A 13,413-nucleotide genomic window follows, 5' to 3' on the forward strand; every position below is an offset into this window, starting at 1 on the left:
TTTTCGGTAAAATCTCATGCCGCATTATCTGAATCCCGAAAAGCCTTGCTATAATGAAGACAAATTACGTAAAGAATTGGGGAGATTAGATGTCCCTTTGGCTGGTGCTTGGCGGCAGCGCGTCAGGGAAAAGCGCATTTGCCGAACGGCTGATCGGGTCGACCATGGGGCATATGGGGGTACAATACATCGCGACAATCGATGAAACATTAATGGACCCGACCGATGTGGAGTTTCAGGGAAGACTTGCGGCACACCGCCTGCGGCGCCCGCAAGATTGGACCCTATGGCAAGAACCAAGTGATCCGGTGGCACGTATCTTGTCTTTAGCGACGGACGCTCCGGTATTGTGGGATGGTATTGGTCCTGTGTTAAGCCGTATGCTGCTCGAGAATTCTGAGCATTTCACGGAGTGGCTCAATCGGCTTTCTCTTTTGGCCCAAAGGCAAGGGGACACAGTCGTTGTGAGCGAAGAAGTCGGCTGGGGGCTATTGGCTTCGTCCCCACAAACACGGTCCTTTGTCGATGCCTTAGGCCAAGTCAATCAACGATTGGCCGAGTTAGCTACCAGCGTCGTGCTCGTCGTCGCGGGGTTACCGTTGTGGATAAAGGGTCGACCCGTATGACCGCCAAAGCGCTGAGTGTCCTTGGGACAAGTTCTCATGTAGGGAAAACATGGATGGTGGCCGGACTATGCCGGGTTTTTCGTGACCGGGGAATTCGGGTGGCTCCGTTCAAAGCTCAAAACATGTCTCTTAATGCCTATATCACCCGTGAAGGCGCGGAGATTTCTTATGCTCAGGCATTGCAGGCCTGGAGTGCTGGAATTGCTCCGCATCGCGATATGAATCCGATACTGCTCAAACCGCAAAGTGCCCAGCAATCGCAATTGATTGTGCATGGACAGGTCCAAGGCGCATACGGCACCCATCATTTTCGTTACAATCGTGATGAGTTGTTTCGTGCGGTCACAGAGTCATATGATCGATTAGCCGCCCAATACGATGTCGTGATTATTGAAGGGGCGGGTAGCCCTGTGGAATTGAATCTGATGCACACTGATTTATCCAACGTGCGCATGGCAGAATATGCGGATGCCGACATGATTTTGGTGGGGGATATCGACCGCGGCGGGATTTTTGCGTCGTTATACGGAACGGTCGCGTTGTTACCCGAAACTGTGCAAACGCGTCTTAAAGGATTGATTATCAACAAGTTTAGGGGGGATGCATCCTTATTTACAGAAGGTGTGCAGATCTTGCAATCCTTGACGCATCAGCCGGTATTGGGTGTCGTGCCCTATGTTCCTTTGCAATTTCCTGAAGAAGATAGCCTAGGCGTACCGCAAGGGGGAAAGGGTTCGGCGCGGGTGACGGTGGTAGTGCCGACCTTGCCTTACATGAGCAATTTTACCGACTTTGATCCCTTGCGGATGGAACCCGATGTTGACGTGATTTTTACTTCTGATTTGCCATCGGAGCCGCCCGATTTGGTGGTTGTGCCGGGCAGTAAGATTGCGCCAAGCCGTGAGCTTGTTAACCCGCATTCCCATGGGACCTTTTAGCGAGCACGGCGCCAAACGTTCATGGGCATTGGCTTGGTTTCCTGTAGTGGGGGCGGGTGTCGGTGTCTTGTGGCTGGCCTGGTGGAAACTATTTTCAGGGATGCCGGTACCATTGCGAGCGACCGGCGCTATCGTCAGCGAAATTTTATTGACAGGCGGCATGCACTGGGATGGATGGGCTGATGTCTTTGATGGGTGGGGAGCTGGGCCTGGCCGCCGGGAACAAGCCCGTAAGGATTCACGCATCGGAGCTATAGGCGTGCTATGGCTCGTGGCCGGGTTTGTGGCTATGGTGCAGCTGTGGCGGCTGGGGGCTGACACCCTCCGTTGGCCTCTTTTATTTTTGAGTCCCGTCTTTGCGCGCGGAGTCATTAGTGTGGCCACGGCTTTGCCCAAAGCCTCTGCCCAAAGCCAATTGGCACAATGGGTCCAACAGATGACCGACCCTAGGGGCAGCATCATCAGCAGTTTGTTAACGGTGGGGCTCAGTTATTGGTTAATAGGTCCCCGTGCTTTGGTGTTAGACGCGGTGGTTGTGCTGCTGGCGGCGATGTTCGTGAGCTATTGGCAGCGGATCTTTTCAGGATTAAATGGCGATATTTTAGGAGCGACCGTCATCTTTACGGAGCTTGCGGTGCTCGCTGTAGGCTCATGGAGCTGGATTTGGAGATGAGAGAATGCATGGAGGAGACTGGGCTTCACTAGAACCTGGGCCTTATCCTATGCTCGATTTATCAAGCAGTATCTCGCCGTATGGCCCAGGGCCGAAAGCTCGGGCACTATGGCCAACGTTGGTGAATAGGATTGATCGTTATCCGGACTGATATGGGGAGCAGTCAAGCCTTAGGCACCGTTCGGCTGGGCAAGGGAAATAACGGAGAAGACGGGACGGAAGGAGCATGGAAGAATCACACCATTGGCACTTATTTGCACGGCTCGTTATTGCCCAAAAATCCGCATTTAACGGACCTATTGCTTGAGTGGGCTCTGGATTGCAAATATGATGGTGAGGTGGTCTTAGAGCCCATGGAGAGCACGCGGGAAATGGCAGCGCATGAGGTAATTGTTGCGCGCAGCAAAATAAAGCATGTTTAATGCGTAGTCGTGCTATAATAGCCTATATGGCAGACAAGGTTTCGGGTGACTAGAAAGGGGATTGTCCTATGGATTTGCTATCACCTATGCATATTATTGTATTACTCGTCGTGGCGCTCTTAATCTTTGGACCTAAAAGACTTCCGGAAATCGGTTCGGGACTGGGCAAAAGTATTCGAGAATTCAAGCAGTCCATGAATCAAATGACGGAAGAAACCAAAAATCCGGCAGCACCAGCACCAACCGAATATCCGGCACAAGCTGTTATAAAGGAACAACAACCGCCAACAGAATGATGGCGTGAGACTATTGAAAAGGCCTTCTTTGCGGCAATTGCCTGCAACTGGAGGCTTTTTTGCTTAAGGAGAGATATTATGGCGGATTTGTCATCCCTTATTGGCCACACACCAATGGTTCTTTTAGATTCTTTAGCTCCGCGCGCCCAGGTCTTTGCGAAACTGGAATCTTTCAATCCTGGCGGATCGATTAAGGACCGAACGGCATGGTCGTTGCTTAAAGATGCCATGGACCGAGGCAAAGTCGGTCCCAAGACCGTCATCATTGAAGCGACGTCCGGGAATACCGGGATTGCGTTAGCGATGGTCTGTGCTTTGAACCATCTGCGCTTGGTGGTCTTTATGCCGGAGGGACAAAGCTCGGAGCGCAAGCAGCTGTTTTGGGCTTATGGCGCTACAATCATTGAGACGCCGCGGGAGGAAAAGACCGCGGGAGCGATTCTTCGGGCAAAGGCCTTGGAGGCATCGCTGCCTGATGCGCTAATGTTGCGCCAACATGAAAATCCAGCAAACCCTTCGATTCATGAGATGACAACCGGGCCGGAAATTTGGGAGCAAATGGGACAGCATGTCGATGTGCTTGTTGCTGGAGTGGGAACTGGCGGTACGATAACGGGCACGGGTAAATTCCTCAAACGCGTCAATCCGGATATCGAAATTGTCGCCGTGGAACCAGAAAATTCGGCGGTCATGAACGGCAAGCCAGCCGGCAACCACCGTATTCAAGGCATTGGCGCTGGCTTTATTCCCCAAGTCCTCGATATGTCAGTGGTCACGAAGGTGGTGGATGTCCCGGATGAAGGCGCTATTCAAGCCACCCAATTGTTAGCACGCGAAGAAGGCTTGGTGGTCGGTTTGTCCTCGGGGGCTGCGTATTGGGCTGTCCAGCATCTATTAGACACGGGGGACTATGATGGCAAACACATAGCCGTCATTTTTCCAGATTCCGGCGAGCGTTATTTGTCGACAGGTCTGTATCCGCCCACGTCATCAGAGTGGCTAAAGATGGCCGAGCAAGAATAGTGCTGCGTGATTTTGACAAATTACGTTTTTTTCCGTACAATAAAGCAGCTTTGGGGGTAGTTGAGGGCATGGTGCCTTCCTTGGACTTCAAATCCAGTGGTCGGCGTTAGACGTCGATGGTGGGTTCGATTCCCACATGCTCCCGCCAAAGTCAATTTCCGCAAGGCTTCCGAGGATCGGAGGCCATTTTTATTTGCCTCAAAATGCGCAAACACAGCAAGTTTTATCCGGCCCGAGCGCGGAGCTGAAAGACGTGACAGTAGAGACGCTCGCGATGGTAACGGCCAGCGCCAGATTTGCTACTGAGAATTCTGAGGCGTCAATGAGTCATGGCAAACTTCGCGGGTGTATTTCACACGTTCGAAGTTTGCGGACATACATCACGATGTATAATGAATACATAGACTGATGGGAGAGCTATGAGTCGTTGAGACTATGGCCCACATAGCAAGGAGGAGATGGCATGCAGCGGACCAACATTTATCTGGACGAGGACCAGTTACGACTCCTCAAACATCTGGCTGCCGAAGAGAATAAGCCGGTGGCCGATTTTGTTCGGCAAGCGGTGGACCAGTTCTTGCGCAGTCGATTAGAAAACGATGTGACGTGGCAAAGCGATATGACGGCTCTCATCGAGCGGGTGCGTAGCCGCGTGTCTCCTGCCATCGATCCCGACCAAATTGAGCGCGATATCCGCGAGGCGAGGCACGACGTGAGAACTCGACGACGATGAACGCGGTCATTGATACCAACGTCTGGGTTTCGGGATTGATTTACCGGAACGGAATGCCGGCGCGAGTGCTGGACGCCTATCGAGATCTGCGGTTTACCGTTGTCACCAGTGAGCCCCTGTTGGAAGAGCTAGTGGAGGTTCTGCGACGGCCCAAGATCGTGCGGAAATACGGCGTGACGGATGAAGACGTTCAGGCCCTACAGGCACTCCTGAGGAGACATGCCGTCGTTATCCCGATCCATCACACGGTCCGTGTATGTCGGGACCCGGATGACAATGTGGTGATCGAGACGGCGGAAAGGGGAAAGGCCCAGTTTTTGGTCAGTGGAGATGCGGATTTGTGGGATGCGGAGGAGGTGAAGGCCTACCTCCGCGACCAGCGAATTCACGTGCTCAATCCCAAGGAGTTTTTGGACAAGATTGGCATTCTCGGTTGATAAGACTGTGACTTCTCGGTAGCTCTCGAACTGCGACGTCGCGTATCTTTGGGCGCGGACGGTGACCTGTAAAAATTGCCGTGCCACAGTCCCTCTCCTCAAGACACGATGGCTCGCCAAGAAAGATAAAAAGCGGGTTCTGCTGTCGATGGAACCGAATACGGACCGTTCTGGGGCTGACTGATCCCCAGTTTGTACCACAAAAATAGAGTTTTTGTAACAACCCAGCCGGTTCGGTCGCTGTTTGGAGCGCCGAAAGTGACGCATCCTGGAGGCCCAGCGCGCATTTTCGTAGGCCGCGAAAGGCAGACCACCTGAATGCCAGGCCATGCCCGATTCGCCCGCAGGTGGCGAATCGGGCCGGAAGGATGGTGGGCGCTCCTCGGATTTTATGGCCCCGCGTCTGTCTTCAGACCCCGGATCGGGACAGGCGGGATGCGACGGCAAAAGTTGCGCACGGTGCGGATCAGGGTGCGCCAAACCAGGTCATGGTGTGCCAACCCCCGAAAAGTTCGACGGCGGCAAAGCCTCGATCGGCCAACAGAATGGGATGACAGGTAAGAGGGATGTAGGAGGCCACGCGCTGACACAGGTTCACTTCAATGGCCCGCATGCGATCCTTTAAGGCGTCTTTCCGTACGGTGATCCAGCCTAAGGGAATCGCGCGGCCATGGGCCCGCCAATTTAAAGACAGAAATTGATGCACTCCATCCTTCGGATCGGTCCAGTCGAGGGTGAGTAACGCCTCGTACAGCATTGAGGAGATAAGCAATCACATCGCCTTGCGCTCACCCCATATCCATCCGCGAATTGCCCAAAAAACGATCCACCCGCTTGATCGTATGTTTGGCGCTGGTGGTGATCTCGTCCGCCATCGCCAGATGGCGCCCGATGATGGCGGATCCTAAACGCGGAGACGGGATAACCGCCCAGACCAACGCAGCGAGCGTCGTGCGTTGAGATTTGCGTAAGTGGCCGTGCGTTTGAAAAAACGTCGTGATAGACTGTCGTTGAATCATCGGGATCCCCCTTCGGCGCAGAGTCATGGCAATGCATACTTCGCCAGGGGATCCCGATTTTCCTTTGCGTCGAATATTTTGTCTATACAGAACATGCCGACATGAATACTGGGGATGGGTTAGCGAGTGTTGTGGAAGTTTATCGCATTAACGGGTGTCCGACGCGGCGAGGCTTTGGCCCTGCGGTGGGAGGATATAGATTGGGAGCGCCGTGTTGTCACCATTCAGCGGACATTCTCGGGAAGTGGGCGAAAGCGCCGCACTCTCAACACTCCCAAAACGCAACGCGGTGTACGGACGATTACCATTCCCGAGATTCTTGTCAACGAACTGGAGGCGCAACGCAAGCAACAACAGCTGGAAAGGCAGGTCGCCGGGGACGACTGGGGGAAACCGGATTTGTGTTTACCACCTCAAGGGGTACGCCGCTGGACCCCAGTCAGATCACGCTCGCGTTTAAGAAGCTATTGGCAAAGGCTGGTTTACCGAACACGTGGCGATTGCATGACCTGCGCCATGCGATGGCGACGCACTGGTTGGCGAGCGGGATAAACCCCAAGGTCGTATCGGAGAGACTTGGGCATGCCAGTGTGGCGTTTACTTTGCAGGTCTACGCGCATGCCTTGCCAAATCAACAGGCGGAGGGAGCTGCGAGGATTCTGTTTGGTAAGGAAATAGACGACCAAAAGGGAGTCTACGAATGAGGAACTCAGGAAGTGGCAGATTGTAAGCCATAGAAACAGTGACCGAGATACTACTAGCGAGCTTAACTGTTGTGATTGTTGTATATCTCTGATATTCTGCTATTAAGCGGAAGGTGGTAAATGATGAATGATTTTGGTGCGTACATTGCCGACGCGCGAAAGAAGTTAGGCTTAAGCCAAAAGGATCTTGCCTCGCGAATCTTGAAGGAGGACGGAACTCCCATATCGTTGCAATACCTCAACGACATAGAGCACGGACGTCGCAACCCTCCGCCAGCCTACTATATCCGTCAACTCGCGTCCCAGTTGGGAGTTGCGGAAGCCTACCTCAGCATCTTGGCACGACAGCTTCCACAAGCCCTTCAAGATTTGGAGACTACTCAATTAGAACCAGATGCGGTCGAAAAAGGAATCCGAGCGTTTCGGCGCGCAATAGAAAAGAAGAACGATCCACGTTAACGTTGTTGGGGAGAATCGCACTATATGAGATGGATACCGGACAATACTGGTCGGTTTGATTATCGTCCGTACTACGAAGGCATAGAGATGGAAGACAGATGCGCGGCTATTATTAGAGAGTTCGCGATTACCCGACGCGGCGCGCTTTCCTTTCCGATTAAAACGGACGATTTGACCGTACTGATTGAGCAGCACGCAAACTTGGACTCCATGGCGGACTTGTCTCAAGAAGGCGAGGATGTCGAAGGACTGACCGAATTTGGTACTCAGCCAACAGTACGGATTTCGGAACGGCTTTGGGAACCCAAAAGGGAAAATCGGCTGCGGACCACATTGACACACGAATTAGGACATGTAGTCTTTCATAACCCGCTTTGGCTTAAAAAGAAAAATCAGATCGAATTTGAGTTTGCCAACGGTTTGTTGGAGGCCCGCTGTCATCGGGAGGCTGTGCTGGGCGTCCATCCGGTCGATTGGATGGAATGGCAGGCTGGATATGCATGTGGAGCTTTTTTAATGCCGTACACGGCAATAAGAGAGTTAATTGACTCTATGGGGAATGGAAGTTCATCAACTATTTCGGATGAGTCCAAGTTGGTAAGAGCAATGCAAGAACTTTTTCATGTATCCGAACAGGCAGCCAAAGTTCGACTTGCTAAAGTCGGGTATGCTTCGAACCAAAGTGGGGAACTTGGCTTCTTCCTGTGAGGCTTGACTTTTTTTATAGGACAGAATACGCTATTAAGCGTAACAGCGGATTGGGGAAATGCGAAAGGAGGATACACTCATGGCCAAGAAGGCGAAAGCAGTGGTAGGTGCCACGTTTGGAGGGGCGGCAGGAGGATTCGTGGGGGCTCTCGTTGGAGGGCCCGTAGGTGCCGCAATTGGGGCAATTGTAGCGGCGGTCATTGGACATGAGGTAGGAAATAAAAACTGATGATTTACGGAAGCAATCGCTCTGGATCATTAACGGGAAGGAAGAGGATTGATGGCTAATATTGTCGATATCGAGGAATTCGCAAGAGATGGTAAGGAGGTACCGACGCACGGTGTTGAATACCGATTCAAAGTCGGAAACAAGCTTCTCATTTGGAGTGAGCCGACAATAACGGGTAAGCAAATTCTCGAACTTGCTCAACTGATTCCGGTGACCCAGTACCAGCTGAATCAGAAGTTCAAGCACGGGGTGGTCGAGCCCATCGAATTAACTGAAGTGGTCGAATTGACACGTAAGGGTCTTGAACGGTTCACTTACATGAAATTGGACCAAACGGAAGGGTCAAAGTGAGAAGACAATTCAACCTAGATTCGGATGACGAGCAGTACATGGACGCCAAGGGTTACCACTGGGAGACCATCATAGAAGGGAAGAAGCTTTGGCTGCTGGTGAGTCACTTTCCCATACCCCCAGGCTACAATGTGACGGAGGCTACTCTGGCGGTACAGTTTCCATCCTTAGATTACCTTCGACAAGGGCTGGATATGTGTTATTTCACGCCGGCTTTGTCACGAGCCGATAACAAGTCGATCGCCCAGGTGAATGTGGTCGAACAGATTGATGGCCGGGCGTTTCAGCGTTGGTCTAGGCATCGCACATCTCAAGCTCCATGGGATCCCGGAAATGATTCGCTGGTAACCCATCTGCTCCTCATCGAGCAATGGTTGCGCCGGGAATTTGAGAGGGTCAAATGATTACAAAACAGTACAAATTGAGAATGACAGGTCACCAATACGACGCGCTTAGAAAGCATTTGTTAACCGATGACGGACTTGAGGCAGTGAGTGTGTCCCTGTGTGGCGTCGCGGAGCGTCAAGATACAGGTCGCGTTGAACGAATCGTTGCAGTTCATTGCATCGAGCACATCCCTTACAGTGAGTGTACCGAGAGGACTAGCAGTCGAGTCACTTGGTCGACTAAATTGCTCTCCGAATTAATAGCTGAAAATTCAACTCAGCAGTTCGTCGTTCTTAAAATCCATAGCCACCCAGATGGCAGCCAATCATTTTCAGAACTGGACGATGAATCAGACCGCTGTCTGTATGAAAGTTTGGCGGGATGGTTTCAACGCGACTTCGTCTTGGTTAGTGCGGTAATGCTCCCCGGAGGTCGAATCGTGGCGAGAGCTTGGGATGGTGGAGCCACTCCCGTATACTTCGAATCGGTGGTTGTCGCGGGCGACGACATTTACATCTGGAACCGCATGAATGAGGCAGACCCGGTCGATGAAGATATGGACGAAATCCAACAGCGTACTCACCAAACTTTTGGACAAGGTACGACTGCTATCCTCCGTAAGCTGTCGGTGGGTGTAGTCGGTGTTTCGGGTACAGGCAGTCCCCTTGTTGAAATGTTGTTTCGGCTTGGCGTGGGTTCCTTGGTACTTGTGGATGCTGACACGATAGAGAAGAAGAATTTAGGGCGTATTTACAACAGCTCTAGGCGGGATATCGGAATTTACAAGGTCGATGTCATAGCGAGGGCAATAAAGCAGAGTGGGCTAAATACGAAAGTGTTGCCGATTCACACAGACCTTTATCACACGTCGGCGATCGCCGCCCTTGCACAATGCGACATGGTCTTTGGGTGTATGGATTCTATAGTCGGTCGCGATTTGCTTAATAAGCTTGCAGTGTACTACAGCCTGCCATATTGGGATGTAGGAGTCGGCATAGAGGCTGACGGAAACGGCGGGGTTGAGTTCGTCGGGGTCTCGGTGCACTACCTGACCCCTGATGGCCCAACCCTATTGGAACGGAAGGCATACACCTCGGAGCAACTTAGGGCGAGTCACCTAAAACGCACTGACCCCGAGGAATATGAGGGTTTGTTGGACGAGGGCTACATTCAGGGAATCCGCGAAGAGCGCCCTGCGGTCATTAGCGTTAATACGTTAGCCGCAAGTCTCGCCGTGAATGATTTCTTAGCGCGCATTCATGGGTTTCGCTGGTTCAGAAATGCCGATTGTAGCGCAGGTCGATTCAACTTGAGTGACGCCTATTTTCGGTACGAGCCTGCTCCAAACGTCAAATCGAGCCTGGCTCCCTACGTCGGCCGGGGAGACACCGTCCCCCCGTTGGGTGAGATGAATGTTGTACAGTAAAGTTAGGGATGGTATTCTTCGGATTCTTGGATGGCTGGGACTCCGTCGACGAGTCGGCCAATATACGGTCATAAATTGCGATGCGTTACCGGAGATGCCAAAGCAAAACGTGCTCTATGTTTTGGGAGACCCTCCGTACGAATGGGCGGTCGGGTTTCTGTGCCCCTGCAACTGTGGTGCTCTGATTCAGCTTAATCTCCTTCCTAAAGCACGGCCATGTTGGAAGTTGAAGAGAGGGCCCAACGGTGAACCGTCCCTGTATCCTTCGGTATGGAGAAAGGTGGGCTGCAAAAGTCACTTTTTTCTTCAGGATGGGAAGATCGAGTGGGTGTAGGTGCGGGGGGGCGAATTCGAGTTCTCCTCTGACATTTAGGATGCGAACTGAATTCCTAAGCATAAGCATTCGAACGAACCGCCTGACTGAGCTTCTCAGACTGGATGTCAATATGGGTACCATGCACTTCGAGTTGGACCCCTCCAATTCACCGTGGAAGAGTAGCTCTTCATGATTCATATTGTTGGGGAAGGAGCAGGTCGATGTCCAAAAAGAAAAAAAACCCTAAAAGGGCAGGTTCACGGCATTCGACGGTAGGTCAGCACACGAGACAAGGCAAATCGCTAATTCCACCTATGTCTACAATACCAAATCTACCCCTAACGTCTTGGCTTGATCAGAGGCTTCCAGAATTCCTATGGGCCGGATTGTTGCTCGCACGGATTGGCCGGGCCAGTACTCTTACCGTGTTTCGGGGGGTAGCGTTAGCCGTACACGGTTTAGCTTCGATCCCGAAGACATTGGATGTCACTCAGACAGGGATTTCCGCCTTACCACAATCTGTGCAATCTGTAGTACTTACGGCGCTAACGTCGAGTTGCATACTCAAAAGGACATTACGGCCACTTCTGTTGCTTGAAGACTTGCCAGCTCGCAATGCATGGGAAAACGCTATCGGTCTACAGCCTGAAGAAGATGACTGGATGGACCTAAGAGATGCGGTAATCTGTATTTTGGATCCGCAGTCTGAAGCGGCAACCGATTCAAGGTGGGTGCGCGTTCTCGTTAAGGTCGTTGCCGGCGAGTTAGTCTTGCCTTCGCAAGAATTGGTTGAGGAACTCAAAGACTATCCACTACGGGGAGACTTGCATAAGGTAAGACCCATGATCCGTGCCACAGAAGGTGCCCTTTCGGCGGCAACGGGGTTGGCCTCTTCTGGTTGGGCCGAAGCATTTTGGCAGCAGTGTTGGCGCGATACACAGTGCGAACCATGGGGACACTCGAAGACCGAGACCATGAACGCATCATCAGTGGGTACTACCGTAGAAACAATTCGCGAGGTTCAACGTAGACTGGTCGAACATTCCATGACCACGGCCACTTCCACCGGATTAGATGCGCAGCACGATTCTTCGTTTGGGATGGCGGCGTATAGTTTATCCATCCTCGGCGAGTTAGTTCTCTTTGGAAACAGCTCTTCCATCTTGGGCCGCATGGGCCTCCGTAGCTTATTGGAGGTATATCTTACCATCGCCTATCTTACTGCGCAAAGGGATCCCCATAAGTGGCAGGAGTATAGAACCTACGGTGTAGGTCAAGCAAAACTCACTTTCTTAAAACTCGATGAATCCGTGTCCCCGCCTCCATTTGCTAACCTAGAGACAATAGAGGCATTTGCTAATGAGGATATGTGGCATGAATTTGTCCCGATAAATCTAGGCCATTGGGATAATAGCAACCTTAGGAACATAAGCATCGAGGCAAACCTCAAGGATATTTACGACCGTTATTATCCGTGGACTTCCGGGTTTGTTCATGGCTCGTGGGCTGCGGCGCGAGCAAGTTGCTTTCAGATGTGTGCCAATCCTCTTCACCGCCTTCACCGAATTTTGACGCGCAGTGCCAATACTCTTGAAGACGTCGTCGAAGATGCTTGCTCGTTGACTGACGAAATTTTGGGAGTGATCGACCAGCTATACCCAGGTTTTCCGTTTCGAGTATCCATCACTTCTCAGCCATCTTTATAGCTGTAGCAGGCAAGAATGGCACAAAGATCAAGGATCTGACTAACATGGGAAGGGCGTCACATGGCTGCCCCAAAAAGAGTAATTTGCTACCATGTGTATGGGCCGCGATTTCCATGGTTGCCCGACGACCGTGCGGCGTCGGAAGTGACACCGACGATATCGCCATGGACATACTAGGACGGCAGTTGGAGGAGGCCATAGCGATAATCATGTTAGTTGGGAACAAAACAATGGGCGCTCGCCCAGACCTAGTCAGATGCACTCAGCATCCGAACGGGTTTTTTGACGAATCGTCGGCCCCTCTATGGATTTCCGTTCGTGTGCGAAGGAGAATTTGACGTGCTCGGGTTCGGCCGCATACATCCGGTCCCCCACATAGACACAGCCGTCCTCGACTCCGAGTCGCACGGTCTTGCGGCTCGAATTGTGCTGACCCTTCGGGCGAGCCCATCAACGCGTCGACTTCGGAGGCCATGAGTTGCTGCAACGTCCCTGGACGCCTACCTTCCGCGTCTTTAAGCAGGTCCACCAGGGCCCACCAACGCCGGGGGCAATTCGGAGGAATAGAAGGGTCACTTTTCGTGGGGCTTCTTTATAATGAGATTTACCGTGATTCCCTTCTGTGGTCGGATAATTTGGGCTTCGACACCCTAACTCAATCAGACTCCGGACGGGGGATCGCTAACTGCAAATTCCACGAAATTCGGGGATATGCCTAATGGTCCGGGTCCGTTCGGATGTATAATGGCCCCATTTTTTGACCTGAACTCAGAGTATCGTTAATAATGTCGATATCTGGATACGACGAAAGGAAGTTTTGTTTTCTCTTTAAACGGAAAAATTTTTGAGGTAGGTCAAAACTATATGGAAAACCAGTTCGCTGAACAGCCCATTCTCGGTTCGCCTTATGAACACGCCTCCCGACATCGGGAATGCGACAAGCAGGGGCGCCTGCTGGTA

General features: G+C 52.0%; 19 protein-coding genes, 1 tRNA gene and 1 pseudogene. 19 read left to right on the forward strand and 2 right to left on the reverse strand.

The features are described 5' to 3' along the window. Window positions 1-89 precede the first annotated feature (89 nt). From ORD20_RS05015 to ORD20_RS05055, 9 genes are all read left to right on the forward strand, one after another. Window positions 90-626, forward strand: a complete 537-nt coding sequence (locus tag ORD20_RS05015) for a bifunctional adenosylcobinamide kinase/adenosylcobinamide-phosphate guanylyltransferase (protein WP_103376723.1) — start codon at window positions 90-92, stop codon at window positions 624-626. Further along, window positions 602-1,564: a cobyric acid synthase gene (locus ORD20_RS05020; protein ID WP_430626564.1), complete on the forward strand. Its 963-nt coding sequence runs from the start codon at window positions 602-604 to the stop codon at window positions 1,562-1,564. Before ORD20_RS05015 ends, ORD20_RS05020 begins: the two co-directional genes overlap by 25 nt. After that, window positions 1,527-2,237, forward strand: coding sequence for an adenosylcobinamide-GDP ribazoletransferase (locus tag ORD20_RS05025; RefSeq protein ID WP_430626565.1), 711 nt, complete (start codon window positions 1,527-1,529; stop codon window positions 2,235-2,237). The genes ORD20_RS05020 and ORD20_RS05025 overlap by 38 nt, the downstream gene beginning before the upstream one ends. A gap of 131 nt (window positions 2,238-2,368) precedes the next feature. Continuing rightward, complete coding sequence (locus ORD20_RS05030; protein WP_430626566.1) at window positions 2,369-2,659, forward strand: hypothetical protein; 291 nt, start codon at window positions 2,369-2,371, stop codon at window positions 2,657-2,659. Between the two features lie 68 nt (window positions 2,660-2,727). Beyond that, window positions 2,728-2,955 carry a twin-arginine translocase TatA/TatE family subunit gene (locus ORD20_RS05035; protein WP_103376717.1) on the forward strand — a complete coding sequence of 76 codons (228 nt, stop codon included), beginning with the start codon at window positions 2,728-2,730 and terminating at the stop codon, window positions 2,953-2,955. Between the two features lie 78 nt (window positions 2,956-3,033). Then, window positions 3,034-3,978, forward strand: a complete 945-nt coding sequence (gene cysK / locus ORD20_RS05040; protein WP_103376716.1) for a cysteine synthase A — start codon at window positions 3,034-3,036, stop codon at window positions 3,976-3,978. A gap of 52 nt (window positions 3,979-4,030) precedes the next feature. Beyond that, window positions 4,031-4,126, forward strand: a tRNA-Sec gene (locus ORD20_RS05045). Window positions 4,127-4,441: 315 nt separating this feature from the next. After that, window positions 4,442-4,711 (forward strand): ribbon-helix-helix protein, CopG family, encoded by a 270-nt coding sequence (locus tag ORD20_RS05050; protein ID WP_103376715.1) that lies wholly within the window; start codon window positions 4,442-4,444, stop codon window positions 4,709-4,711. After that, entirely contained in the window at window positions 4,708-5,148 is a 441-nt protein-coding gene (locus tag ORD20_RS05055; protein WP_103376714.1) for a putative toxin-antitoxin system toxin component, PIN family, read from the forward strand. The genes ORD20_RS05050 and ORD20_RS05055 overlap by 4 nt, the downstream gene beginning before the upstream one ends. Window positions 5,149-5,614: 466 nt before the next feature. Here the strand turns inward: ORD20_RS05055 and ORD20_RS05060 are convergent, their stop codons facing one another. Then, window positions 5,615-5,920, reverse strand: coding sequence for a hypothetical protein (locus tag ORD20_RS05060; protein ID WP_146039112.1), 306 nt, complete (start codon window positions 5,918-5,920; stop codon window positions 5,615-5,617). 16 nt (window positions 5,921-5,936) lie between these two features. Further along, window positions 5,937-6,167 carry a hypothetical protein gene (locus tag ORD20_RS05065; protein ID WP_103376712.1) on the reverse strand — a complete coding sequence of 77 codons (231 nt, stop codon included), beginning with the start codon at window positions 6,165-6,167 and terminating at the stop codon, window positions 5,937-5,939. Between the two features lie 101 nt (window positions 6,168-6,268). On the opposite strand from ORD20_RS05065, the gene ORD20_RS05070 reads away from it, so the two are divergent. The 10 genes and pseudogenes from ORD20_RS05070 to ORD20_RS05115 all read left to right on the forward strand — a co-directional run bounded on the left by ORD20_RS05070 (window position 6,269) and on the right by ORD20_RS05115 (window position 12,453). Then, the gene (locus ORD20_RS05070) at window positions 6,269-6,871 is read left to right on the forward strand and encodes a tyrosine-type recombinase/integrase (protein ID WP_430626567.1); all 603 of its coding nucleotides are present in this window, start codon (window positions 6,269-6,271) and stop codon (window positions 6,869-6,871) included. Between the two features lie 120 nt (window positions 6,872-6,991). Then, complete coding sequence (locus ORD20_RS05075) at window positions 6,992-7,330, forward strand: helix-turn-helix domain-containing protein (RefSeq protein WP_103376711.1); 339 nt, start codon at window positions 6,992-6,994, stop codon at window positions 7,328-7,330. A 24-nt stretch (window positions 7,331-7,354) separates the two neighbouring features. Further along, window positions 7,355-8,038 carry an ImmA/IrrE family metallo-endopeptidase gene (locus ORD20_RS05080; RefSeq protein ID WP_103376710.1) on the forward strand — a complete coding sequence of 228 codons (684 nt, stop codon included), beginning with the start codon at window positions 7,355-7,357 and terminating at the stop codon, window positions 8,036-8,038. A 79-nt stretch (window positions 8,039-8,117) separates the two neighbouring features. Further along, the gene (locus ORD20_RS05085; protein ID WP_158246391.1) at window positions 8,118-8,267 is read left to right on the forward strand and encodes a glycine zipper domain-containing protein; all 150 of its coding nucleotides are present in this window, start codon (window positions 8,118-8,120) and stop codon (window positions 8,265-8,267) included. 51 nt (window positions 8,268-8,318) lie between these two features. Continuing rightward, window positions 8,319-8,618, forward strand: coding sequence for a multiubiquitin domain-containing protein (locus tag ORD20_RS05090; protein WP_103376709.1), 300 nt, complete (start codon window positions 8,319-8,321; stop codon window positions 8,616-8,618). Next, window positions 8,615-9,022 (forward strand): E2/UBC family protein, encoded by a 408-nt coding sequence (locus ORD20_RS05095; RefSeq protein WP_207654697.1) that lies wholly within the window; start codon window positions 8,615-8,617, stop codon window positions 9,020-9,022. Before ORD20_RS05090 ends, ORD20_RS05095 begins: the two co-directional genes overlap by 4 nt. 23 nt (window positions 9,023-9,045) lie before the next feature. After that, window positions 9,046-9,357: pseudogene (locus ORD20_RS05100) on the forward strand (Mov34/MPN/PAD-1 family protein); the annotation flags it as partial. Window positions 9,358-9,444: 87 nt separating this feature from the next. Further along, complete coding sequence (locus ORD20_RS05105) at window positions 9,445-10,431, forward strand: ThiF family adenylyltransferase (protein WP_430626683.1); 987 nt, start codon at window positions 9,445-9,447, stop codon at window positions 10,429-10,431. Window positions 10,432-10,525: 94 nt separating this feature from the next. After that, window positions 10,526-10,765: a DUF6527 family protein gene (locus tag ORD20_RS05110; RefSeq protein WP_430626568.1), complete on the forward strand. Its 240-nt coding sequence runs from the start codon at window positions 10,526-10,528 to the stop codon at window positions 10,763-10,765. 371 nt (window positions 10,766-11,136) lie between these two features. Beyond that, window positions 11,137-12,453: a DUF5677 domain-containing protein gene (locus tag ORD20_RS05115; RefSeq protein WP_146039111.1), complete on the forward strand. Its 1,317-nt coding sequence runs from the start codon at window positions 11,137-11,139 to the stop codon at window positions 12,451-12,453. Window positions 12,454-13,413 lie beyond the last annotated feature (960 nt).

Source organism: Sulfobacillus thermotolerans, from assembly GCF_039623705.1.
Taxonomy (GTDB): domain Bacteria; phylum Bacillota; class Sulfobacillia; order Sulfobacillales; family Sulfobacillaceae; genus Sulfobacillus; species Sulfobacillus thermotolerans.